The organism is Patiriisocius sp. Uisw_017, assembly GCF_047731265.1.
In the GTDB taxonomy this organism is placed as follows: Bacteria; Bacteroidota; Bacteroidia; order Flavobacteriales; family Flavobacteriaceae; genus Patiriisocius.
In genome coordinates this window covers 3,284,501-3,306,582 of sequence record NZ_CP159835.1, presented here as the reverse complement: position 1 = coordinate 3,306,582, position 22,082 = coordinate 3,284,501, and the positions used below count along the sequence as shown (strand labels likewise).

The following is a 22,082-nucleotide window of genomic DNA, read 5'->3' as shown; positions in this document are numbered from 1 at the left end:
CAAAACTCGACTGGACTATGATTTTTTCGCAGCTGCGGAAACCCATAGGTTCTTAGCGAGAACTAAACAAATGGCTGATAAAGCAAAAGAAGAAGTAGTAGTTGAAAAAACTGCTAAAAAAACAAGGAAAAGAACTCCTGCAGTAGAAGTATCAAATGATGCTGAAGTTCAAGAGACAGCAACAGAAACAGTTGAAGCTCCTGCAAAACCTGAAAGAGAAGTTTCTCTAAAAGAGCAAAACCCAGAGAAGTTTTTAGAAGACTTTAACTGGCACAACTACGAAGAAGGAATTGATCCTGTAGATGATGGCAAGTTAGAAGAATTTGAAAAGTTAGTTAAAGAAAACTTTGTTGACACTCTTGATAACGAGGTAGTGGAAGGTGAAGTTGTTCACTTAAGTGAGCGTGATGCTATTATTGATATCAACGCAAAGAGTGAAGGAGTTGTTTCTTTAAACGAATTCCGTTACAATCCAGATCTTAAGGTTGGTGACAAAGTAGAAGTTTTGATAGATGTTCGTGAGGACGCTACAGGACAACTTATTTTGAGTCACCGTAAGGCCCGTACGATTATGGCTTGGGATCGTGTAAACAAAGCACACGACGAAGCTACTATTGTAAATGGATTTGTTAAGTGTCGTACTAAAGGTGGTATGATTGTAGACGTATTTGGAATTGAGGCATTCTTGCCAGGTTCACAAATTGACGTGAAACCAATCCGTGACTACGATGTGTACGTTGGAAAAACAATGGAATTTAAAGTGGTGAAAATTAATCACGAATTTAAAAACGTTGTTGTTTCTCATAAAGCACTTATCGAAGCTGATATTGAAGAACAGAAAAAAGAAATCATTGGTCAATTAGAAAAAGGACAGGTATTAGAAGGTATTGTTAAGAACATTACTTCGTACGGTGTCTTTGTAGATCTTGGTGGTGTTGATGGATTGGTGCATATTACAGACCTTTCTTGGTCACGTATCAACCACCCTAACGAGATTGTAGAATTAGATCAGAAATTAAACGTTGTAATCCTTGATTTTGATGAGGATAAAACACGTATCCAATTAGGTCTTAAACAATTGAGCGCACACCCTTGGGATGCACTTGGTGAAGACCACAAAATTGGTGATAAAGTAAAAGGTAAAGTAGTTGTAATCGCAGATTACGGTGCATTTATCGAAGTTGCAGAAGGTGTTGAAGGGCTTATCCACGTGAGTGAAATGTCTTGGTCTACGCATTTACGTAGTGCACAAGATTTTGTTAACGTTGGTGATGAGGTAGAAGCACAAATCTTAACTATGGACCGCGAAGAGCGCAAAATGAGTTTAGGTATTAAGCAATTAGCTCCAGACCCTTGGACGGACATTACGACTAAATATCCAGTTGGATCTAAACACTCAGGTATTGTAAGAAACTTTACAAACTTTGGTGTATTTGTTGAATTGGAAGAGGGTATTGATGGTCTTATATACATTAGCGATCTTTCTTGGACTAAGAAAATCAAACATCCAAGTGAGTTCACAAATATTAGTGACAACTTAGAGGTGGTTGTATTAGAATTAGATGTTGAAGGTCGTAAGTTAAGTTTAGGTCACAAACAAACCACAGAGAACCCTTGGGATAAATACGAGGCTGAGTTTGCAGTTGGATCTGTTCATACCGCTAAGATTGACGAAGTAGTTGATAAAGGAGCTGTAATTAACTTTAACGATGATATTTCTGCATTTGTGCCTAAACGTCATTTAGAGAAAGAAGATGGTAGCGACGTAGGTAAAGGTGAAGAAGCGCAATTCCAAATTATTGAGTTCAATAAAGAATTCAAGAAAGTGGTAGCGAGTCATATGGCCATCCATAAAGAAGAGGAAGCTAAGATTGTGAAGCAGCAAGCTAAGAAAGCAGCGAAGCAAGCAGATGAGTCTAAGCCTACTTTAGGAGATGCTAACTCTGCGTTACAAGCATTGAAAGACAAAATGGACGGTAAGTAAAATCCGAATCCATTTTAAATATATTAAGAGCTCTGAGAAATCAGAGCTCTTTTTTGTTATGGGTTTTATAATTTAGTGTAATTTTATGATTAAAATAAGATAACGAATGCCACAATGCTTGTTCATACTAATTTAGATTTTGGCGATCTATAGCGTTATTAGTATTTTATTATACATATTTCAAGAGCAATTTTTGTTCAAGCCAGGAAAACTTCCTAAAGATTTTTTATTTGAATATGAAAACCAAACCGCGGACGAATACAATTTAGAAACCCGTGGCGGAGCTATTATTAATGGCCTTCATTTTAAGACCATAAAACCCAAAGGCGTTGTTTTATATCTTAAGGGCAATAGTAAAAGCATAAAAGGCTGGGGAAAATTTGCCTTGGATTTTATGTGTAGTGGATATGATGTCATTATGGTAGATTATCGAAGATTTGGTAAAAGCACTGGTAAACGCTCGCAAAAAGCTTTAAAGAGAGATCTACAATATGTCTATGATAAAATAAGGGAACAAGTTTCAGAAGAATACATTATTTTATACGGGCGTTCTTTAGGTTCGGGGTTTGCTACAAAATTAGCTTACCTTAATAGGCCAAAAATGCTTGTTCTAGATGCGCCTTATTATAGCTTTTCGAAGGTTACGGGAAGATATATACCATTTATACCACTGTCATTATTTTTAAGATATCCAATCCCAACCTATAAATGGCTTAAATATGTAAAGTGCCCAGTGCACATAATTCACGGTACGAACGATCGTATTGTACCCTATGAATCAGGAAAATTATTAAGTGCGCAAGTCTCACCTAGCCAAGTTGACTTTATAATCATTCCCAATGGTAAGCATAATGACCTTCGCAGTTTTGAACAATACCAAACTTCAATTGCTAAAATATTCAAATAAAAAAGCCCTAAGGAATTAGGGCTTTTTTATTATGTAAAAAATCTTATTGATTATCGACTTTTTTCATCACCTTTTTTTCGCCCTTGGTTACTTTTTTTTCAAGTTTTTTAACTTGTTTTTCTTTTTTAGCTACATCAGATTTCAATTTAGCACCAACTTTTTTACTCTCGTCGACACCAACTTTAACGTTCTTTTCTAACTTCTGTTTTTTGGTATCTACAGCGTCAACCTTTGTTTCAGTAGTCGCTTTCTTTACCATTTTTTTTTCCTGAGCAGTAAGTGTTGCTGTTCCAATTAATAACGCAGTTACTACGATTGCTATTTTTTTCATTTTAAAGTTGTTTAAATTAATGTTAAAATCAAATCCAAATGTAATGCCAAGTTTTTAGAATAATTACAAAATGACAATAAAATTTGTTTGCTACTCTAGCGAAACAATAAAATACCAGGTGTAACTTAAGGTGAAATATACTACATTTGCAGCCGAATTTACGATCAGTATTTTACTAATAAACTATGAAATGCTCTCCGTTAAGACGGATTATAAATCAATAGAAGGTGCGTGGTGTAAGCGCTTCATCTTCCAAGTTATAAAACATATTATACAAATGAAAGCAGGAATTGTAGGATTACCAAACGTAGGGAAGTCAACCTTATTTAATTGTCTCTCAAATGCGAAAGCGCAGAGTGCAAATTTTCCTTTTTGTACCATTGAACCAAATATTGGCGTCGTAAGTGTGCCAGATGATCGTCTTGTTAAGTTAGAAGAGCTCGTAAGTCCAGAGCGTGTATTGCCTGCGACTGTGGAAATCGTGGATATTGCAGGACTTGTAAAAGGGGCGAGTAAAGGCGAAGGATTAGGAAATCAATTTCTGGGGAACATTAGAGAGACCGATGCTATTTTGCACGTGTTGCGCTGTTTTGATGACGACAATATTGTCCACGTTGATGGAAGTGTAGATCCTATTCGAGATAAAGAAACCATTGACATAGAGCTTCAGTTGAAAGATTTAGATACGGCTGAAAAGAAACTTGAAAAAGTAAAACGAGCAGCTAGAACTGGCAATAAAGAAGCGCAACGCGAAGAAATAATCTTGTTAAAAATTAAAGAAGGTTTAGAGAAAGGTATTTCTGTGCGTGCTATAGAATTTTTAGAAAAAGATAGAGAAGAATTGGTTGCCCCACTTCAGTTTATTACAGATAAGCCTGTAATGTATGTTTGCAATGTAGATGAAGATGCAGCAGCAAAAGGAAATGCCTATGTTGAAAAAGTAAAAGCAGCCGTTGCAAATGAAAATGCCGAGGTAGTCGTTCTTGCCGTTGGAACTGAAGCAGATATAACAGAATTAGAAACCTTTGAAGAACGTCAAATGTTCCTAGAAGACCTAGGATTAGAAGAGCCAGGATCTGCTAAATTAATTAGAGGAGCTTATAAATTACTCAATTTACAAACCTATTTTACGGCAGGTGTCAAAGAAGTTAGAGCATGGACAATTCCTGTAGGATCTACTGCACCGCAGGCAGCAGGTGTAATTCATACCGACTTTGAAAAAGGTTTTATCCGTGCTGAAGTGATTAAATACGATGACTACGTGGCCTACGGAAGTGAAGCAAAAGTAAAAGAAGCGGGTAAAATGGGGGTAGAAGGAAAAGAATATATTGTTAATGATGGCGATGTGATGCACTTTAGGTTTAATGTGTAACACTTCGATTGCTTGGGAACAATTTTGTGGTTTAAAATTTTATGCTACTATTTAAAAAAAGCACCACAAAATCACTTAGCAACCTTAGCCTTAGCGTTGTTATTTTATTAAAAAGAGGTCTTTATGTTAAATGAAGACCTCTTTTTGGGTCTGATTTTTTTTATTTTAGAACTAATGGCTAAGGTGTGCTTGCTCAAATGTTATAATCCTTAAAATTTCCGAAGAAAGAATAAGATATATTAACAATTACACCGTGTGAATTGTTAATTACTTTATATTGGATATATTCCAAGTGTTCGCTCTAAATACTATATTTAACAACTATTCACACGTTTTATGTCAGATACTAAATATACAGAAGATAATATACGATCGCTCGATTGGAAAGAGCATATCAGGATGCGTCCTGGAATGTATATCGGAAAGCTCGGAGATGGTTCCTCAGCAGATGATGGAATCTATATCTTACTCAAAGAAGTACTCGATAACTGTATCGATGAATTTGTTATGGGTGCTGGTAAAACCATTGAAATTCGCATTAAAGACAAGGTCGTAAAAGTACGCGATTACGGTCGTGGAATTCCTTTAGGAAAAGTGGTCGATGTAGTTAGTAAAATGAATACGGGAGGAAAGTATGATTCTCGAGCCTTTAAAAAATCGGTAGGTTTAAATGGTGTTGGTACAAAAGCAGTGAATGCATTATCATCTTTTTTTAAAGTAGAATCTCACAGAGATAACCAAAGTAAATTTGCAGAATTCTCTCAAGGAGAGTTAAAAGATGAAAGCGGAATAGAAGAAAGTAGCAAACGAAAGGGAACGAAAGTCACCTTCATTCCGGATGAGGTGATCTTTAAAAATTACAAGTACCGCAATGAATATGTCGAGAAAATGCTTCGGTATTATGTGTATTTAAATCCAGGGTTGACGATTGATTTTAATGGCGAAAAATTCCTCAGTGAAAATGGGCTGAAAGATTTATTAGAAGATAATATGTCCCAAGAAGATATGCTATATCCCGTGGTTCATTTAAAAGGCAATGATATTGAAGTTGCCATCACGCACAGTAGAACCCAATACAGCGAAGAATATCACAGTTTTGTAAATGGACAAAACACCACGCAGGGAGGAACCCATTTATCTGCCTACAGAGAAAGTTTAGTAAAAACCATTAGAGAATTTTACGGTAAGAATTACGATTCTAGCGATATTCGTAAATCCATTGTAAGTGCGATTAGCATAAAAGTAATGGAGCCAGTTTTTGAAAGTCAGACAAAAACAAAGCTGGGTTCTACAGATATGGGTGGCGATTTGCCAACGGTAAGAACCTATATCAACGATTTTGTTAAAACACAGCTAGACAATTATTTACATAAAAACACGGGTATTGCAGAGAAGATTCAACGTAAGATTTTAGCGGCGGAACGTGAGCGCAAAGAATTATCTGGAATTAGAAAACTAGCAAAGGATCGTGCCAAAAAATCAAACCTTCATAACAAAAAATTACGCGATTGCCGTATTCATTTAGGGGATACAAAGAAGGAACGCAACCTAGAATCTACTTTATTTATTACAGAGGGAGACAGTGCGAGTGGGAGTATTACAAAAAGTAGGGATGTGAATACGCAGGCAGTTTTTAGCTTAAAAGGAAAGCCATTAAACTGCTATGCACTTACTAAGAAAATCGTTTATGAAAACGAAGAATTCAATTTACTGCAAGCCGCATTAAATATTGAAGAGTCGATAGAGGATTTGCGTTATAACAACATTGTAATTGCAACAGATGCTGATGTTGATGGAATGCACATTCGCTTATTATTAATCACCTTTTTTCTGCAATTCTTCCCTGAAGTCATTAAAGAAGGGCATTTGTACATATTGCAAACGCCTTTGTTTAGAGTCCGAAATAAGAAGAAAACCATATACTGTTACAGTGAAGAAGAGCGCCGTAATGCTTTAGAGGAATTAAAACCAAAACCTGAAATCACCCGATTTAAAGGATTAGGAGAAATCAGCCCAGACGAGTTTGTGCATTTCATAGGAGAGGATATACGGCTAGATCCTGTAATGCTAGACAAGCAAATGAGTATTGAAGAATTATTAAAGTTTTATATGGGGAAGAATACGCCAGACAGACAAGAATTTATTATTAATAACTTGAAGGTGGAACTGGATACCGTTGAAGACTGAAAAAAGGATGATGGAATATTGATTCCGGAATATGGACAAAAGCGATATTAATGGCACGCCATAATTTAGTAAGTCAAATGAATAGTGTTGCAGTATCAATTCCATCATATAGAGAGGAAGGTTTAGCGAAATCAAATGATAAGCATTTCAAAGTAGTTCTTGAAATGAGATTGTGATCTGCTTGCGAATGGGAAACACTGTTAGAAATTGCGAACCGCGAAAACTATGTGTTAGAAAATAGTTATAATGAAATTTTATAAGTAATTCAATCATTACAAAAAAGAATGGGAAGTTTTATAGATAGGCTGAGTTGGTCCATATTCTATAATCTAAGTTCCATATTCTTAAAAGAAAAAGGTTAATGGCAGAAGACGAAAATATAAACCAAGAGGAATCTTTGGAGAACGATGATAATCTCTTACCAGAAGAAGAAGTACTCGATACAGAAGTCACTGAAGATGGCGAGGGCGAAACGATAACACGTATTTCAGGGATGTACCGTGAGTGGTTCTTGGACTACGCTAGTTACGTAATATTAGAACGCGCCGTTCCTGCAATTGAAGATGGCTTTAAACCAGTGCAGCGTCGTATTATGCACTCTATGAAAGATCTTGATGATGGCCGTTACAGCAAAGTGGCGAATATTGTGGGGCACACCATGCAGTATCACCCGCACGGAGATGCTAGTATTGCAGATGCGATGGTGCAAATAGGTCAAAAAGATTTGCTCATCGATACCCAAGGAAACTGGGGGAACATTCTTACAGGCGATAGAGCAGCAGCTTCTCGTTATATTGAAGCACGTATTTCTAAGTTTGGATTGGATGTGGTCTACAATCCTAAAATCACAAAATGGCAATCAAGTTATGATGGCCGTCGCAAAGAGCCTATCAATCTTCCTGTAATGTTTCCGCTATTGTTAGCACAAGGAGGCGAAGGAATTGCCGTAGGACTCTCCACTAAAATATTACCCCACAATTTTATAGAATTGATAGATGCGTCTATCAAACATTTACAGGGCAAACGATTCACCATATTTCCAGATTTTCCAACAGGAGGAACGCTGGATGTAACAGATTATAATGATGGCCTTCGTGGCGGTAAAATTAAAAGTCGGGCGCGTATCTTACAGCACGATAAGAACACGCTGGTAATCCGTGAAATACCTTTTGGCACCAACACTGGTTCTTTAATAGATTCTATTCTTAAAGCAAACGACAAGGGGAAAATCAAGATTAAAAAGATTGAAGATAACACCGCGGCAGATGTAGAGATTTTGATTCATATTGCTTCAGGGATTTCTCCAGATAAGACGATTGATGCGTTGTTTGCTTTCACAAATTGCGAGTCTTCTATTTCACCATTGGGTTGTGTCATAGAAGATAGCAAGCCCTTATTTGTAGGTGTTTCTGAAATGCTTCGTAGATCAACAGATCGTACTGTTGCATTGCTAAAAAGTGAACTTGAAATCCAATTAGGCGAGTTTGAAGAACAATGGCATTACGCGAGTCTAGAGCGTATTTTTATTGAAAACCGAATCTATCGTGACATCGAAGAAGAAGAAACGTGGGAAGGTGTTATCAAGGCCATTGACAAAGGTTTAAAACCACATACGACACACTTAAAGCGCGCTGTTACTGAGGAAGACATCGTACGTCTCACTGAAATTCGAATCAAGCGTATTTCAAAATTTGATATTGATAAAGCACAGCAAAAAATTGATTCGCTGGAAGATAGTATCGCCCAAGTAAAGCATCACTTGGCTAATTTGATTGAATATTCTATAGCGTATTTTAAAAGACTAAAGGATACCTATTCCAAGGGGAAAGAACGCAAGGCAGAGATTAAAGTATTTGACGATATAGAAGCAACTAAAGTGATCATCCGTAACACAAAGCTCTATGTAAATCGTGAAGAAGGATTTATTGGCACTAGTTTAAAGCGCGATGAATATGTGACTGACTGCAGTGATATTGACGATATCATCGCTTTTACTGCAGAAGGGATTATGATGGTGCACAAAGTGGACAGCAAAACATTCGTGGGGAAAAATATACTACATGTTGCCGTATTTAAAAAGAAAGACAAGCGTACCATTTATAATCTTATTTACAAAGATGGTGCAAAAGGCCCAACATACGTAAAACGATTTGCCGTAACAGCAATGACGCGTGATAAGGGATATGACATGACCAATGGAAACAAAGGGTCCAAGGTGTTATATTTCACGGCAAACCCTAATGGTGAAGCGGAGGTTGTTAGCGTACTTTTAAGACAAAGCGGAAGCATTAAAAAGCTAAAATGGGATTTAGATTTTAGTGATATTCTAGTAAAAGGCCGTGGTTCAAAAGGAAATATTGTAACCAAGTATCCTGTAAAAAGAATTGAACTTAAAGAAAAAGGACTGTCCACATTAAAGCCTCGTAAAATATGGTTTGACGATACAGTACAAAGATTAAATCTTGATGCAAGAGGAGAGCTGCTAGGGGAGTTTAGAAGTAAAGACCGGTTGTTAATAGTGAATCAGAAAGGAATCGTGAAAACGGTTATTCCTGAGGTTACCTTGCACTTTGATGAAGATATGATTGTGCTAGAAAAATGGGAGCCTAAAAAGCCATTGACGGCAATCTATTGGGAAGGGGAGAAAGAATTGTTTTATGTAAAACGTTTCTTGATTGACAATCCAGAACGAGACGAATTAGTAATCACAGAGCACGAAAAAACCTATTTAGAGCGCTTCTTCACAGATTACAGGCCTGTTGCTGAAATTATCTTTGGTAAAAAGAGAGGCCAAGAGCGTGAAGAAAATTTAGCACTCAATCTTGAAGAATTTATTTCTATAAAAGGAATCACCGCAATGGGGAATCAATTAACAAAAGACAAGGTCATAGAAATAAATGCAATGCCTCCACTACCTTATGAAATCCCAGAAGAAGTTTCCGCAGAAGAAATCGATGTTGTAGACGAAGAAACAGTTAGTGAAACAACCGAGACCATTTCAGAAGAAACACCAACGCGAGATACTAAAAAGCCAACTGCGAATACTGATCCTGATGAGGAAGAACCACCAGTAGGAAATGATGGGCAGGCGTCTTTGTTTTAAGCTTTTAGGAAAAGGGACACTATTAGAAATAACACTGTCGAAGTTAATATCAAAAGAACTTTGATTTTTAAAAGTATTTTAATGGTATTAATTTCTATTGCACTGTTTGCTTTTCCTTTTATTAAAATGAACACAGTTTCTTTGGCTAGTCAAAAAATTAGCTTCGATTATTTTATTTTAACATTGACTTTTGGTGGTATTTCATTTAAAGCTTTCAAATTATTTTTATAGAATACATTCGGTAAAGGATAGATTACTTCTACTAAAAATCGATCATTTGTCACGCTAGTTACAAGTTTTTTAATCAAACCTTAAAGCGATACCTAAGAATATTAATAACTTCGAATTTAAGATTGAAAGTGTAGGATACGAAAAGGATAAAGTAGACATTTTATATATCGTAAATCCTTGTAAATAAATTTGCTGTGTAGCGGAGTTACCGTTAAAGAGTTTAAACGAATCTATACACGATTTAAGGTTAGTGGTTCCTGAATATTGTTAGAATTAGTTAAAATAAAGAAAATCAATTTCGACCTAATTGCTGTTAACTTATTAAATAAATAAAAACTGCTATGAAAAGCTTTATTCAAGAGTTCAAAGATTTTGCGATCAAGGGTAATATGATCGATATGGCGGTGGGGATCATTATTGGTACTGCATTTAATAATGTAGTTAATACCTTGGTTAAAAAAGTAATAATGCCTCCGCTTTCTATACTAACCGATGGTGTAAACTATGCTGATCGTAAATATGTATTAAAAACTGCGGAAGGAGAAAACAAAGAAATTGCCATTGGATACGGCGAACTGGTTGAGGTGCTTGTAGATTTTATAATCATAGCACTCACTATTTTTATTGTAATTAAATTCATCAATCGTTTCAAGAAAAAATCTGAAGACCCAAATAATAAAACCGTTGAAACTCCTAAGAACATTGAGCTTCTTTCTAATATTGAAGAATTGATGAAGGAGCAGAATACGCTATTGAAATCAAAGAAATAAATTACTCTTCTTCTGAAGAAACCGGTGAGACTGGTGAAAACCTAGCAATAAGTTTTGCAGGAACTTTAAAGTCTGCCGCATAGGTGAGTCCTTCTTGTTTCTTTTTCATCGTGATAAATGCGCGATCATACCAACGAGCATCTGTTGCTTTTTTATGTTGATCTTGGTGTGTAATAGTGCCAAAACTCGTTCTCTTTAACCACGTAGTAACGCTATAGATGCCTAAGCCATTGTAAGAAGCACGTTCTAGTACCGTTTCAAAATCTGCTTCTGCAAATTTATATTCTTTAGCTTCGGTGGCTTTCTGGTTTAGGTTTGTGAGCCCTTTAAATATTTCGGTTTGTAAAAAATCTAATTCTGTCATAATGCAAAGGTCGTAGGTATTTTTGGATATTTAGGTTTCTTGCTACTTAAAATTAATTTAGTTCTTATTCAAAGATCTTAAGTACATTTTTTCCACTTTTTCCCTCGCCCAAAGATGCTTTCTTAAAAAGCGCAAACTGGATTTGATTGTTGGGTTTTCAGTAAAACAATTAATGCGTACTTGCTTATCCATTTCTTCCCAGCCTTCATTAGCAACCAGATGTTCTAATATGGATTGAAGTGTAATGCCGTGTAACGGATTGTTTTGCTGTTTTATTGGTTGTTTCTTTTTGATGAAAATTCCAAATAATTCATCACCATATCTATCAATAACTGAATTGTGTGCCGCTTCAAAGGTCTTAATTTCGAAGAAAGGTGCTAAATACGTTCGATATTCTTTCTTTGAACCTCCAAAAGGTCTTTTATCTGGATCTTCAGTTAAAGGGATATCAAACCATAACCCAACTAATTTCCCGCCATCATTTAATAGTGAAGCCATCTTGGTGGCGTATTTAACACGGTTCATTTTAATAGGAGGAAAAGAGCAGAAGAACGTTTGTTCTATAACAAGATCATAGGTGTTTTTATGCTTAAAGAAGTCCTGTTCGTGAATATGTTCTTCAGGAAATGATGGATTCGCTGCAGCAAATTGCTCCAATGGTACTACTGAAATATCCAAAATATGAACATTCGTAAAGCCATTATCGTTTAAATAAGCTGCTTCGTAGCCATTTCCAGCGCCAGGAATTAAGATAGCAACCTCTTTACTTTGTATTTGATCAAAATAGTCTTTTAAGGGTGTAGAAATTGTTCCTAAGTCCCAACCCGTATGCCCTTCCTTGTATCGATTTGTCCAATATTCTTTTTCCGTGTTCATTAATCTGCTACTTTTTGTAAGGTGCCTTTTAGTGCAGTTTGTGGTGCGTTCTGCTTCTTTACAACCATTTTATATTCGAAATCATAACTGTTATTCGTGGTTGTTAATATTTTGAAATGTATAGCCTGCTTGTCATAGTTGTCTTTTGGGTTAAGCTTGCGCATAATGTATTCGCAATCATTAATCCAGCGCACAGAGAACGTATCAGTAACTCCTTTAAAGGTTTCTATAGCGATTTTTTCATTTCGAACAATTTTGGATTCGACTAAATCTGTCCCAACCATTTGCTTAAAAACAAAGTTTCCTGTTCTAAAATCACCGCAGTTTCGTTCGACGTTATAGCATCCAACAAATAGTAGTGTACATAGAAAAAGGAGTAAAATTCTCATAAATAAAGTTTTCTGCAAATTTCATGAAAATTTACCAAATATTTCAAGGATTCGCACTTAACTATTTTTGTATTCGTTAAAAGTTCCATCTGAATAGAAAATAACAATCCGTTCTACCTTTTTGTTCTTTTCGGCCGGACTTAAACTTTTGATTGAAATTTCAGAAATTGGTTCTTTTTCAATTTCTGAAGTTTCACTTCTTTCAAACTTCACCTTTTCTTGAATGGGAAGATTTAAAATTTTAGTTTGACTTTTTTTGGTAGAAGGGAAGGAGCCTTTTCCATTTAGCAACCAATACAATTCTACCTCTGGATATTTTTGAAGAACCTTCATTACAAATTCTAAACTAGGCTTATTTCTACCCGACAGGAGATGTGAAATAGTAGACCTATTAAAGTCTATTTCTTCTGCAAAAGCAGTCGCCGAAATCGAATAAAATTCTAAAATTTTCTGAAGCCTCTTGGCAAAATCTGTGCTGTTTACCATTGTAATTGATAATTTACTATTTGAACGTTACAAAGGTAACATAATACGCAGTAGTATCCTACAGGTTATTAACAACAACGTTTTTTTTATTAAAGCAAAGGTTTGTTTTTTATATATTAATATGCTGAAATTAAGTAGATTGATAAATAAAATAATATCATTCTTGATTCTTTGAGATTACAGGTGCGATTTTTAATGATACCTGTATACAACTGTAACCAAAACAACATTTTTAACTGTTTACATTTGTAAACAGTGTATTGTTTACCTTTGTAACACAATCATATCTATGAACATCTCTACGTGGTATCAAGTACATTTTGAAAAGTATTTATCCGGGCGATATATTACCTTAAAAGACCTCCTTCCTTTACTTCAAAAAATGCCAAAAACTTTTAAAGTTTCGAAGGCAGGGACTTCAGAAAATGGATTGGATATTCCCTTAATAAAATTTGGTCAGGGCAAAAAGAAAGTACTTGCTTGGTCTCAAATGCACGGAAATGAAAGTACAACGACGAAGGCGCTTTTTGACTTCTTTAAGCTCATTGGTTCAGAAAGTATTTTTGAAACGTCGGTAAAACGATTTTTAGAAGAATATACTTTTTTTGTAATTCCCATGCTTAATCCAGATGGGGCTCTTTTATATACACGTCACAATGCTAATGATATTGACTTAAATAGAGATGCGCAAGCACTAAGTCAAAAGGAAAGTATTGTTTTAAGAATTTTGTTTGAAGAAGTAAAACCTGATATATGCTTAAATATGCACGATCAGCGGAGTGTTTTTGGAACGCTAAACGGTTTTCCTGCAACAATTTCATTTCTCACTCCTTCCGCAGACCAGAAAAGAACGGTTACAGCTGCTAGAAAAGAGGCAATGCGATATATTTTAAAAGCAGAACGTTATTTACAAACTCACATTCCCAATCAAGTTGCTAGATTTGATGATGCTTTTAACGCCAATTGTGTGGGAGATACTTTTTCACAACTGGGGGTGCCCACCATACTTTTTGAGGCCGGTCATTATGATTTAGATTATAACAGGGAAAAAACAAGGGAATTTATATTTTATTCGCTAGCAGCTATGTTTACTGAGATAGCATCAGAGCATACCAAGGCTATTAATCACAAACTTTATTTTGATATACCTGAAAATCAAAAGAATTGCGCTGATGTTTTACTTAAAAATGTATTCCTTCCAGATTCAAAAAACACACAAGATATTGCGCTCCAATACGATGAAAAGTTGATGGATGGCAACATCGTTTTTCAATTAAGAATAAGTGATATAGGGGTGAAAAACATAAAATATGGTCACAAAATATTTAATTTAAACGGGAATGAGGTTTTGATAAATTCACAAAAAAAATTCCATATTGGTCAGGATGTGGAAAGTATTTTCGACCAAAAGTGTAATTTGATGTTAATTTAATACTCCATTCTTTCTAAATCTTTAAAATGCAATTACTTTTGTGTTAAAAATCTTTGTCCTATGAAAGTAAAGTTAGACGCAACCGATCAAAACATATTAGATATTCTTATAGAAAACACAAGAACACCGTTTACAGATATAGCCAAAAAGTATGATATTTCTGCAGGAACGGTACATGTAAGAGTCAAAAAAATGGAGGAGGCTGGCATTATTACTGGTTCTTCCTTAAGATTAGATTATGAAAAACTAGGGTATTCTTTTATTGCATACATAGGTATTTATCTTCACAAAACTTCTCAAACACAATTTGTATTAGAGCGTATTAATGATATTCCATTTGTAACCGTAGCACACGTTACTACCGGTAAATTCAATATTTTTTGTAAAATTAGAGCTCGGAATACAACCCATGCGAAGGAAGTTATTTATATGTTAGATGATATAGAGGGGGTTACTAGAACCGAGACGATGATTTCTTTGGAAGAAAGTATAAATGACAAGAAGAGGTTAATGCATTCTATCTTTAGAGCGCTTTAAACTTTGGTCTGGTCCTAATATCTATATCAATCATTTAGGACTAGACCGTATTAAAACATTGTAAATTGTCAAATGAAAAAATCACAACTTACTACAAATCAATTTCTTCCTTATTATTCGCTATATGTTAACTTGGTTGGTGATATTCATATTGAAAAGGCACTAACCGATGGGATGCTAAAAACGGTAGAATTTTTTGAGGGTATTCCCTCGGATAAAGCATCATTTGCATATGAAGATGGAAAATGGACTTCAAAAGAAATTTTGTTACATCTTATAGACACAGAACGCGTTTTTTCATATCGAGCTTTAAGTATCTCAAGATCCAGTGTTACTAATCTTCCAAGTTTTGATCAAGACGAGTTTGTTTTGAACTCGAAAGCAAATGATAGAGATATGGATAGCCTCATCAAAGAGTACATTGCTACCCGAACAGCTACGATATACTTCTTTTCAACAATAACCATAAAAACACAGGCCAAGGTAGGAAGAGCGAGTGGAGGCCCGTTATCTGCCGGAGCCGCTGGATTTATTATATGCGGTCATGAGATACACCATTGTAATGTGATTTCTGAGCGCTATTTATAAATTTTATTAAGAATAAAAGCGTTAATTCATCAAAACTTTTTTTATCTAATCTTCCTGCATTTCGGCTATATCGGCTAGTCCTTCAAACTCTTCAGAATCTGCATTTGGTTTCTTTTCTGGGATTTCACTTATTGGTTCTGTAAAGTCTTCATGATCGTGGTCGTCAATATCAAAGTTCGCCATCGAGACCTCTAATTTAGAACTCACTTTTACGAGAAATATAGAGTCCTCTGTGCGAACTTCTACAGCTTCGATACTTTCGTTTTTAGCATTTTTAAATTTAATGACAGCATTGTCATCATATCCATCTGGGTATTTTTCAACCAGCAAATTCAGAATTGCTGGGGTGAGTTTTTTAAAATCAACAATAACACGTTTCATAGAATATGACTTTGCTTTTGGTCTTGGTTTACTTTCATTATTAAAGCTAAACTACCAAAAAAATAAATACTTAAAACAATTATTGTGTAAAATTTTTGTAAAATTTAAAAGCATCAAATAGCAAGTCGTTCTCAACTTCGCAGTTGTACCTTACAACTCCATAATCTTCTAGCAATATGAAGAGTATGCGACCGTTATTATTTTTTTTATCATATTTCAATAAGGAAATGACCTCATCAATATCATCTTTTGTAAACCTAGGCTTCTTGAAATGAGTTAGAATTGTCTTCGTTATTTCGTATAATTGTTCTTTAGGAAAGTCAAATTTGACACTGGAAATATACGTTGCTAAAACCATTCCTATAGCTATTGCTTCGCCGTGAAGAAGTTTTCTTTTGTCTTGGTTCGATAAGAAATAAGACTCAATAGCGTGGCCTAATGAATGACCAAAGTTTAATGATTTTCGAGAGCCATCTTCAAATGGATCATTTTGGACTACTTCATTTTTGAAAACAATGGAGTCCCAAATTAATTGTTGTGTGTCTTTTGTATCTAGAAGATCAAAACCTTTGAGTTGGTTCCAGTATTTTTTACTTGAAATAATCCCATGTTTCAACATTTCAGCATAGCCAGAGGTGATTTCTTCTTTTGGTAGGGTAGCTAAAAAATGGGTGTCAATTAATACGACTTCTGGATTTTTTATGGTGCCTATTTGGTTTTTAAGATTTCCAAGGTCCACACCATTTTTACCCCCAATAGCCGCATCTACCATAGCAAGTAATGTGGTTGGGATATTAATAAAAGAAATACCACGTCTAAAAGTAGCGCCTACAAAACCGCCCATATCTGTAATAACACCGCCACCTAAATTGATGATAAGGCTACTGCGATCTGCACCCTTTTCAGAAAGCATTTCCCATAAGAACATACAGGTATCTATATTTTTATATTCTTCTCCTGGAGTAACAGTCAACGTTTGCGAAGTGCAAGGTGGGTTGACCTTAGAATTGAAGTAATCAATGCAATGTTTTTTCGTATTGTCATCAGTTAGAACAAAAATAGAAGAGGGGTTAAGCTCGTTAATTTTAGTTTGTAACGCTTCCCAGGCCCCGTCATAGGCATAAACTACAGATTTATTATTCTTAATTTTTAGCATACGAGCACTTTAAGATTTTTATTTATTTTACTATTTTAACTCACATCAAATCTAACTATATTTGTGAATACTTTTCTAAAACTATGAAAACAAATTCACTTTTTGATAATACAGAAACTGCTTTTGATCTAAAGAGCAATTCAGAATTAGAGCGCGCATACTTTTTGTTTAAAATGATTTCTAAAGAGCCGCTAGTGCGCATTGGTACTGCGGCAACAAAATTTGCACTCAACCTTCATTTACCGGTGGAGGGATTGATTCGATTTACTGTTTTTGATCATTTCTGTGGAGGGGTTAATAATGAAGATTGTTTGCCTACGGTCGATACCTTGTCTTCTGCAGGTGTTTTTTCTATACTCGATTATTCGGTGGAAGGAAAAGAGGAGCAAGCCCAGTTTGATGCTACTATGGAAAAGGTTATTGAGCTCACGAAATTTGCCGATCATAAGGAAGCGATGCCATTTTCTGTATTTAAACCTACTGGATTTGGACGTTTTAAAATTTGGCAAAAGATCACAGAAAAAGAGGCCTTAACCGAAACTGAAGAAAAGGAATGGCGACGCATACAAGAACGCTATGCCACTGTAGGTCAAATAGCAAAGGATTGTGATATTGCCTTATTAATTGACGGCGAAGAATCGTGGATGCAAGATGCGGCAGATGATCTTTGTGAAGAAATGATGCAACGTTACAATCAGGAAAAACCTATTGTTTACAATACATTACAGTGCTACCGTTGGGATAGATTAGACTATCTTAAAGAACAACATGTAAAAGCGAAGGAAGGTGGTTATAAATTGGGATACAAAGTGGTTAGAGGGGCTTATATGGAAAAGGAAAATGAACGTGCTGTAGACAAAAACTACCCAACTCCAATATGCCATAGCAAGCAAGCGACAGATGATAATTTTAATGCTGTTATGAATTATATCTTAGACAACCTAGATGATATTTCTTTGTTTTTAGGAACTCATAACGAAGCGAGTAGTTATTTAGCAATGGAAATAATGAAAGAAAAAGGATTGTTTAAAGATGATAAACGCGTGTGGTTTGGACAATTATATGGTATGAGTGATCATATTAGCTTTAATCTCGCTGCGGAAGCATATAACGTTGCTAAATACATTCCTTTTGGTCCTGTTAAAGACGTAATGCCGTATCTTATAAGACGTGCTGAAGAGAACACCTCGGTAGCTGGTCAAACAAGTAGGGAGCTTGCTTTACTTAAAAAAGAGAAGAAACGCAGAAGAGCTTGGTAATTTCCTTAATTTTTAATTTAGAAACCTTCTAAAACACCAGGTTTAAAACGCCTTGTTTTTTAATTCATTTTTATTTTTTTTCGAGATAAATTGTACTGTTAGTAACCCTGAACAGCATAAGGCAAGGGCAATCAAGACGCCATTATTATCTTTAGTTAAAAGGGCATATATTGCAATAGGCACTACTAAAACCAGCACTAGGACTAATGACACCGCAATGACCTTTATAGCAATGGGCTGTGGCGTATCATGTTCAGCATTTTTATTTTTTAAATTTGAGCCTTTCATTTCAATTTTTATCTGAAATGTTCTAATTAATGATAGCTCTTTTTTATGCTTCAGGTTCAAAAGAGAGGACCGTTGCCAGTTCAGCACAATTTTCTATCTTAACTTTATATTCAGTCTCACTTACTTCTCCTACAATTGTGTAGACCTTACAGTTTTTATTGTCTGTATCACTTTCGCTAAAAAGAACATCTCCTTTTTTTAAAATTTTAGAAATTGCTGCGGTATCTAATTGATAATTCTCTAATTGAAGCAGAGCGTTTTCTGAAATAACACGCTTTTTTATACGGATGTTCTTTAAAGTACGAGCTGTTGGGCCGTAATCACAGCTTGTTTTTTTTCCGCTAAGAAAGAAGAAAAGAAGAATAAGTCCAATAACAAAGCCGAAGCCATAAAATGCAAAACGTTTAGCGATATTCATATTGCAAAAATAAGGAAGTAAACAAGTAAAGTTAGTATTTCAATTTAAAAAATCAACAAATTTAGATCGCTGTGTGGCATATCAAACCAATCACTTATCGCTTTGCTTGTTAGTATGCCGCGATAGAAATAGAGCCCATTTCTAAGGCCTTTATCAAATCTAATAGCTTGTTCCACGCCACCACATTCTGCTATTTGAAGTAAATAAGGAGTAAAAATATTACTTATTGAAATAGAAGCAGTTCGTGGATATCGCGCGGGTATATTAGGAACTCCATAATGGATAACGCCATGTTTTATATGGGTAGGATTATCGTGGGTTGTCGTTTGAGTAGTTTCAAAACAACCGCCCATATCCACACTCACATCTATGATTACAGCACCATCTTTCATGTTTTCAACCATTGCTTCCGTAACGATTATGGGAGAACGATTACTACCACGAACGGCGCCAATGGCAACGTCGCAGCGTCTCAAAGACTTCATTAAGTTCTTAGGCTGTATGGTAGAGGTGTAAAGTGTTCGTCCCACATCTGACTGTAATTTTCGCAAACGAGTGATAGAACTATCAAAAACTTTAACATTGGCTCCTAGTCCTATTGCAGATCGAACTGCAAACTGTCCTACAGTTCCAGCTCCAATAACCACGACTTCTACAGGAGGTACGCCACTGATATTTCCAAAAAGCAGTCCTTTGCCTTTTTTAGCATTTACCATTAATTCTGCTGCAATAAGCACACTTGCGGTTCCGGCAATTTCGCTAAGTGCTTTTACCGCAGGATAGGCTTGGTCTTCGTCTTTAATAAATTCAAATGCGACTGCGGTAAGTTTTTTTCGTTGTAATTCTTTAAAATAGCTTGTTTGCCGCGTCTTTAATTGAAGTGCAGAAATTAAAACCGCTTTTGGCTTTATCATTTCCAGTTCTTCCAATGTTGGCGGCTCCACCTTTAAAATCATTGGGCAGCCAAATACTTTTGCCGTTTCGCTCGTTATCTCAGCACCAGCTTCACTGTATTGACGGTCGCTAAATCCAGCTTCTTCGCCAGCTCCTTTTTCTACTAAGACTCTATGCCCATTGGCTACTACTGCTGCCACTGCATCTGGTGTTAAACAGATTCGTTTTTCTTGAAAATAAGTTTCTTTTGGAATACCAATAAAAAGCTCACCTTTTTGTTTGGCTATTTCCAGCATTTCTTCTTGCGGTAGTAACTGGGCTGCTGTAAATGGGGAGGTTGGTTTACTCATTTATGATTGGATATGTCTACTAAAATACTATTTTAATTTTGAAATCGAAAGTGTAAAATCAAGTATATAATTTCTTCGGTGACGAAATTATAGGAAGCTATTTTTTCTTCTTCTTATAATACTCATTAATAACTGTTTTTCTACCGACGGTTTTTGTGATGATGTCTTTTTCTAAATCCCAACCTCGCGCAGGGGAGTATTGTCTGCCATACCAAATAATCTGTAAATGGAGGTCATTCCAAATATGTTCAGGGAACAGTCTCTTTGCGTCTTTTTCGGTTTGTACCACGTTTTTTCCGTTGGTAAACCCCCAACGGTATAGTAATCTATGAATATGCGTGTCTACTGGGAATGCTGGCACTCCAAACGCTTGGGAAATCACCACGCTAGCTGTTTTATGGCCTACTGCTGGGAGTTCCTCCAATGCTTCCAGGTCATTGGGTACTTTTCCGTCGTGTTTATCAATAAGGATGTGTGAGAGTCCATGTATGCCTTTTGCCTTCATTGGGGATAAACCAACTGGTTTTATGATTTCTCGGATCTCTTCCACAGATAGTTTTATCATATCATACGGATTGTCCGCAATTTGAAATAGAAGCGGCGTTATTTTGTTCACTCTAACATCTGTACTCTGTGCAGACATTAGTACTGCGATAAGCAAAGTGTATGAATCTTTGTGGTCTAAGGGGATTGGAATCTCAGGATATAATTCTTTTAACGTATTAATAACAAAATCTATCTTTTCCTGCTTATTCATATTGCTTATTTTTATAGAATAAAACAAAAATACACCAATGAAAACATTAATAGAGGGAGAAAAAGTGCCAAATTTTGAAGTAAATGATCAAGATGGTAACAAAATAAGTTTAAGCGATTATAGCGGTAAGAAATTAGTGGTATTCTTTTATCCAAAAGCAAGTACCCCTGGGTGTACTGCTGAAGCTTGTAATTTACGTGACAATTACGAGCTTTTACAAGAACAAGGATATTCGTTATTGGGAGTGAGTGCTGATAGTGAGAAAAGACAAAAGAACTTTCAAAATAAATATGAGTTCCCGTTTCCGTTATTAGCAGATGAAGAAAAGCAAGTTATTGAAGCGTTTGGCGTTTGGGGACCCAAAAAATTTATGGGTAAAGAATATGATGGTATTCACCGTAAAACTTTTATCGTAGACGATGGAGTAGTGGAACGCGTTATAGATAAAGTAAAAACAAAGGACCACGCAGCTCAAATATTAGATAAATAAAATTAAATTATTAAAGTTAATAGGGTTTGTCTTTTCCTGCTGGGCTAGTTTTGCTCAAGTTGGCAACTATGAAATTGGAGATATTGTTGATGACTTTACTGTTACGGACACTAACGGGGTTGTTTTTAATTTACGTGATACGACCAGTCCTGGATCTTATGTTTTCTTGGACTTTTTCTTTGACACGTTTCCGCCTTGCCAATTAACACAGGCAACTTGGAATGAGTTTTATGACAAATATGGATGTAATGAAGGAGCAATTAAAATGATTTCATTAAACAATGGCACAGATACAAATGCAGAAGTAATTACCTTTCAAGAGGAATATGGGGGACATTTAATCATTCCCCCGCAGTTGGTATTGAGGGGGGTGTGTTTTAGTGGATGAAAACTTTGGTATCGTTGGGTATCCAGCATATGTCCTGATTTCACCAGAAAATGAATTTTTATATATAATAGCGCAAATACCACAAACCGTTTCGAACTTTGAGGAAGCATTTCCAATTGACGTCAATCCTGCTGCTTTAGAATG

General features: G+C 35.7%; 23 protein-coding genes. 12 read left to right on the top strand and 11 right to left on the bottom strand.

Annotation, left to right across the window (positions count from 1 at the left end):
- Window positions 1-70 precede the first annotated feature (70 nt).
- Entirely contained in the window at window positions 71-1,984 is a 1,914-nt protein-coding gene (gene rpsA, locus ABXT67_RS14965; RefSeq protein WP_415374840.1) for a 30S ribosomal protein S1, read from the top strand.
- 193 nt (window positions 1,985-2,177) lie between these two features.
- The gene (locus ABXT67_RS14960) at window positions 2,178-2,891 is read left to right on the top strand and encodes an alpha/beta hydrolase (RefSeq protein ID WP_415374839.1); all 714 of its coding nucleotides are present in this window, start codon (window positions 2,178-2,180) and stop codon (window positions 2,889-2,891) included.
- Window positions 2,892-2,934: 43 nt separating this feature from the next.
- Here ABXT67_RS14960 and ABXT67_RS14955 read toward each other — a convergent pair whose 3' ends face one another.
- The gene (locus ABXT67_RS14955) at window positions 2,935-3,222 is read right to left on the bottom strand and encodes a hypothetical protein (protein ID WP_415374838.1); all 288 of its coding nucleotides are present in this window, start codon (window positions 3,220-3,222) and stop codon (window positions 2,935-2,937) included.
- A 277-nt stretch (window positions 3,223-3,499) separates the two neighbouring features.
- Here ABXT67_RS14955 and ychF point away from each other — a divergent pair, with 277 nt between their 5' ends.
- The 4 genes from ychF to mscL all read left to right on the top strand — a co-directional run bounded on the left by ychF (window position 3,500) and on the right by mscL (window position 10,885).
- A complete protein-coding gene (ychF, locus tag ABXT67_RS14950; protein WP_415374837.1) occupies window positions 3,500-4,594 on the top strand; it encodes a redox-regulated ATPase YchF in 1,095 nt (364 codons plus the stop codon).
- A gap of 336 nt (window positions 4,595-4,930) precedes the next feature.
- Window positions 4,931-6,781: a DNA topoisomerase IV subunit B gene (locus ABXT67_RS14945; RefSeq protein WP_415374836.1), complete on the top strand. Its 1,851-nt coding sequence runs from the start codon at window positions 4,931-4,933 to the stop codon at window positions 6,779-6,781.
- A 361-nt stretch (window positions 6,782-7,142) separates the two neighbouring features.
- Window positions 7,143-9,884, top strand: coding sequence for a DNA gyrase/topoisomerase IV subunit A (locus tag ABXT67_RS14940; protein WP_415374835.1), 2,742 nt, complete (start codon window positions 7,143-7,145; stop codon window positions 9,882-9,884).
- Window positions 9,885-10,456: 572 nt separating this feature from the next.
- Complete coding sequence (mscL, locus tag ABXT67_RS14935) at window positions 10,457-10,885, top strand: large-conductance mechanosensitive channel protein MscL (RefSeq protein WP_415374834.1); 429 nt, start codon at window positions 10,457-10,459, stop codon at window positions 10,883-10,885.
- A 1-nt stretch (window position 10,886) separates the two neighbouring features.
- Here the strand turns inward: mscL and ABXT67_RS14930 are convergent, their stop codons facing one another.
- From ABXT67_RS14930 to ABXT67_RS14915, 4 genes are read right to left on the bottom strand one after another with little or no spacing between them, the layout of a single operon-like run.
- Window positions 10,887-11,249, bottom strand: coding sequence for a hypothetical protein (locus ABXT67_RS14930; RefSeq protein ID WP_415374833.1), 363 nt, complete (start codon window positions 11,247-11,249; stop codon window positions 10,887-10,889).
- Between the two features lie 57 nt (window positions 11,250-11,306).
- Window positions 11,307-12,125 carry a VF530 family DNA-binding protein gene (locus ABXT67_RS14925; protein WP_415374832.1) on the bottom strand — a complete coding sequence of 273 codons (819 nt, stop codon included), beginning with the start codon at window positions 12,123-12,125 and terminating at the stop codon, window positions 11,307-11,309.
- Entirely contained in the window at window positions 12,125-12,514 is a 390-nt protein-coding gene (locus ABXT67_RS14920; RefSeq protein ID WP_415374831.1) for a DNA topoisomerase IV, read from the bottom strand. The genes ABXT67_RS14925 and ABXT67_RS14920 overlap by 1 nt, the downstream gene beginning before the upstream one ends.
- 57 nt (window positions 12,515-12,571) lie before the next feature.
- The gene (locus ABXT67_RS14915; RefSeq protein ID WP_415374830.1) at window positions 12,572-13,000 is read right to left on the bottom strand and encodes a helix-turn-helix domain-containing protein; all 429 of its coding nucleotides are present in this window, start codon (window positions 12,998-13,000) and stop codon (window positions 12,572-12,574) included.
- Window positions 13,001-13,289: 289 nt separating this feature from the next.
- Here ABXT67_RS14915 and ABXT67_RS14910 point away from each other — a divergent pair, with 289 nt between their 5' ends.
- The 3 genes from ABXT67_RS14910 (at window position 13,290) to ABXT67_RS14900 (ending at window position 15,557) form a co-directional block, all read left to right on the top strand.
- Entirely contained in the window at window positions 13,290-14,432 is a 1,143-nt protein-coding gene (locus ABXT67_RS14910; RefSeq protein ID WP_415374829.1) for a M14 family zinc carboxypeptidase, read from the top strand.
- A 60-nt stretch (window positions 14,433-14,492) separates the two neighbouring features.
- On the top strand, window positions 14,493-14,969 hold the full coding sequence (locus ABXT67_RS14905; RefSeq protein WP_415374828.1) for an Lrp/AsnC family transcriptional regulator: 477 nt from the start codon (window positions 14,493-14,495) through the stop codon (window positions 14,967-14,969).
- Window positions 14,970-15,041: 72 nt separating this feature from the next.
- Window positions 15,042-15,557, top strand: coding sequence for a DinB family protein (locus tag ABXT67_RS14900; RefSeq protein ID WP_415374827.1), 516 nt, complete (start codon window positions 15,042-15,044; stop codon window positions 15,555-15,557).
- Between the two features lie 45 nt (window positions 15,558-15,602).
- Here ABXT67_RS14900 and ABXT67_RS14895 read toward each other — a convergent pair whose 3' ends face one another.
- Window positions 15,603-15,938 (bottom strand): hypothetical protein, encoded by a 336-nt coding sequence (locus ABXT67_RS14895; RefSeq protein WP_415374826.1) that lies wholly within the window; start codon window positions 15,936-15,938, stop codon window positions 15,603-15,605.
- A 79-nt stretch (window positions 15,939-16,017) separates the two neighbouring features.
- Window positions 16,018-17,094 (bottom strand): 3-dehydroquinate synthase, encoded by a 1,077-nt coding sequence (gene aroB / locus ABXT67_RS14890; protein WP_415374825.1) that lies wholly within the window; start codon window positions 17,092-17,094, stop codon window positions 16,018-16,020.
- Window positions 17,095-17,177: 83 nt separating this feature from the next.
- Between aroB and ABXT67_RS14885 the strand changes: the two genes are divergently transcribed.
- Entirely contained in the window at window positions 17,178-18,353 is a 1,176-nt protein-coding gene (locus ABXT67_RS14885) for a proline dehydrogenase family protein (protein ID WP_415374824.1), read from the top strand.
- 42 nt (window positions 18,354-18,395) lie between these two features.
- On the opposite strand, the gene ABXT67_RS14880 is transcribed toward ABXT67_RS14885, so the two are convergent.
- From ABXT67_RS14880 to ABXT67_RS14865, 4 genes are all read right to left on the bottom strand, one after another.
- Entirely contained in the window at window positions 18,396-18,641 is a 246-nt protein-coding gene (locus ABXT67_RS14880) for a hypothetical protein (protein ID WP_415374823.1), read from the bottom strand.
- A 43-nt stretch (window positions 18,642-18,684) separates the two neighbouring features.
- Entirely contained in the window at window positions 18,685-19,059 is a 375-nt protein-coding gene (locus ABXT67_RS14875) for a hypothetical protein (RefSeq protein WP_415374822.1), read from the bottom strand.
- Window positions 19,060-19,103: 44 nt separating this feature from the next.
- Window positions 19,104-20,303, bottom strand: coding sequence for an alanine dehydrogenase (locus ABXT67_RS14870; RefSeq protein WP_415374821.1), 1,200 nt, complete (start codon window positions 20,301-20,303; stop codon window positions 19,104-19,106).
- A gap of 97 nt (window positions 20,304-20,400) precedes the next feature.
- Window positions 20,401-21,060, bottom strand: coding sequence for an endonuclease III domain-containing protein (locus ABXT67_RS14865; protein WP_415374820.1), 660 nt, complete (start codon window positions 21,058-21,060; stop codon window positions 20,401-20,403).
- Window positions 21,061-21,097: 37 nt separating this feature from the next.
- Here ABXT67_RS14865 and bcp point away from each other — a divergent pair, with 37 nt between their 5' ends.
- Complete coding sequence (gene bcp, locus ABXT67_RS14860) at window positions 21,098-21,550, top strand: thioredoxin-dependent thiol peroxidase (RefSeq protein ID WP_415374819.1); 453 nt, start codon at window positions 21,098-21,100, stop codon at window positions 21,548-21,550.
- 166 nt (window positions 21,551-21,716) lie between these two features.
- Window positions 21,717-21,938, top strand: coding sequence for a hypothetical protein (locus ABXT67_RS14855; RefSeq protein ID WP_415374818.1), 222 nt, complete (start codon window positions 21,717-21,719; stop codon window positions 21,936-21,938).
- Window positions 21,939-22,082: the final 144 nt, after the last annotated feature.

What these genes read in the sequence shown, in the direction of transcription:
- rpsA (WP_415374840.1), top strand. Translation starts at nt 71, where the DNA reads ATGGCTGATAAAGCAAAAGAAGAAGTAGTAGTTGAAAAAACTGCTAAA.
- ABXT67_RS14955 (WP_415374838.1), bottom strand. Translation starts at nt 3,222, where the DNA reads ATGAAAAAAATAGCAATCGTAGTAACTGCGTTATTAATTGGAACAGCA.
- ychF (WP_415374837.1), top strand. Translation starts at nt 3,500, where the DNA reads ATGAAAGCAGGAATTGTAGGATTACCAAACGTAGGGAAGTCAACCTTA.
- ABXT67_RS14945 (WP_415374836.1), top strand. Translation starts at nt 4,931, where the DNA reads ATGTCAGATACTAAATATACAGAAGATAATATACGATCGCTCGATTGG.
- ABXT67_RS14940 (WP_415374835.1), top strand. Translation starts at nt 7,143, where the DNA reads ATGGCAGAAGACGAAAATATAAACCAAGAGGAATCTTTGGAGAACGAT.
- mscL (WP_415374834.1), top strand. Translation starts at nt 10,457, where the DNA reads ATGAAAAGCTTTATTCAAGAGTTCAAAGATTTTGCGATCAAGGGTAAT.
- ABXT67_RS14930 (WP_415374833.1), bottom strand. Translation starts at nt 11,249, where the DNA reads ATGACAGAATTAGATTTTTTACAAACCGAAATATTTAAAGGGCTCACA.
- ABXT67_RS14925 (WP_415374832.1), bottom strand. Translation starts at nt 12,125, where the DNA reads ATGAACACGGAAAAAGAATATTGGACAAATCGATACAAGGAAGGGCAT.
- ABXT67_RS14920 (WP_415374831.1), bottom strand. Translation starts at nt 12,514, where the DNA reads ATGAGAATTTTACTCCTTTTTCTATGTACACTACTATTTGTTGGATGC.
- ABXT67_RS14915 (WP_415374830.1), bottom strand. Translation starts at nt 13,000, where the DNA reads ATGGTAAACAGCACAGATTTTGCCAAGAGGCTTCAGAAAATTTTAGAA.
- ABXT67_RS14910 (WP_415374829.1), top strand. Translation starts at nt 13,290, where the DNA reads ATGAACATCTCTACGTGGTATCAAGTACATTTTGAAAAGTATTTATCC.
- ABXT67_RS14905 (WP_415374828.1), top strand. Translation starts at nt 14,493, where the DNA reads ATGAAAGTAAAGTTAGACGCAACCGATCAAAACATATTAGATATTCTT.
- ABXT67_RS14900 (WP_415374827.1), top strand. Translation starts at nt 15,042, where the DNA reads ATGAAAAAATCACAACTTACTACAAATCAATTTCTTCCTTATTATTCG.
- ABXT67_RS14895 (WP_415374826.1), bottom strand. Translation starts at nt 15,938, where the DNA reads ATGAAACGTGTTATTGTTGATTTTAAAAAACTCACCCCAGCAATTCTG.
- aroB (WP_415374825.1), bottom strand. Translation starts at nt 17,094, where the DNA reads ATGCTAAAAATTAAGAATAATAAATCTGTAGTTTATGCCTATGACGGG.
- ABXT67_RS14885 (WP_415374824.1), top strand. Translation starts at nt 17,178, where the DNA reads ATGAAAACAAATTCACTTTTTGATAATACAGAAACTGCTTTTGATCTA.
- ABXT67_RS14880 (WP_415374823.1), bottom strand. Translation starts at nt 18,641, where the DNA reads ATGAAAGGCTCAAATTTAAAAAATAAAAATGCTGAACATGATACGCCA.
- ABXT67_RS14875 (WP_415374822.1), bottom strand. Translation starts at nt 19,059, where the DNA reads ATGAATATCGCTAAACGTTTTGCATTTTATGGCTTCGGCTTTGTTATT.
- ABXT67_RS14870 (WP_415374821.1), bottom strand. Translation starts at nt 20,303, where the DNA reads ATGAGTAAACCAACCTCCCCATTTACAGCAGCCCAGTTACTACCGCAA.
- ABXT67_RS14865 (WP_415374820.1), bottom strand. Translation starts at nt 21,060, where the DNA reads ATGAATAAGCAGGAAAAGATAGATTTTGTTATTAATACGTTAAAAGAA.
- bcp (WP_415374819.1), top strand. Translation starts at nt 21,098, where the DNA reads ATGAAAACATTAATAGAGGGAGAAAAAGTGCCAAATTTTGAAGTAAAT.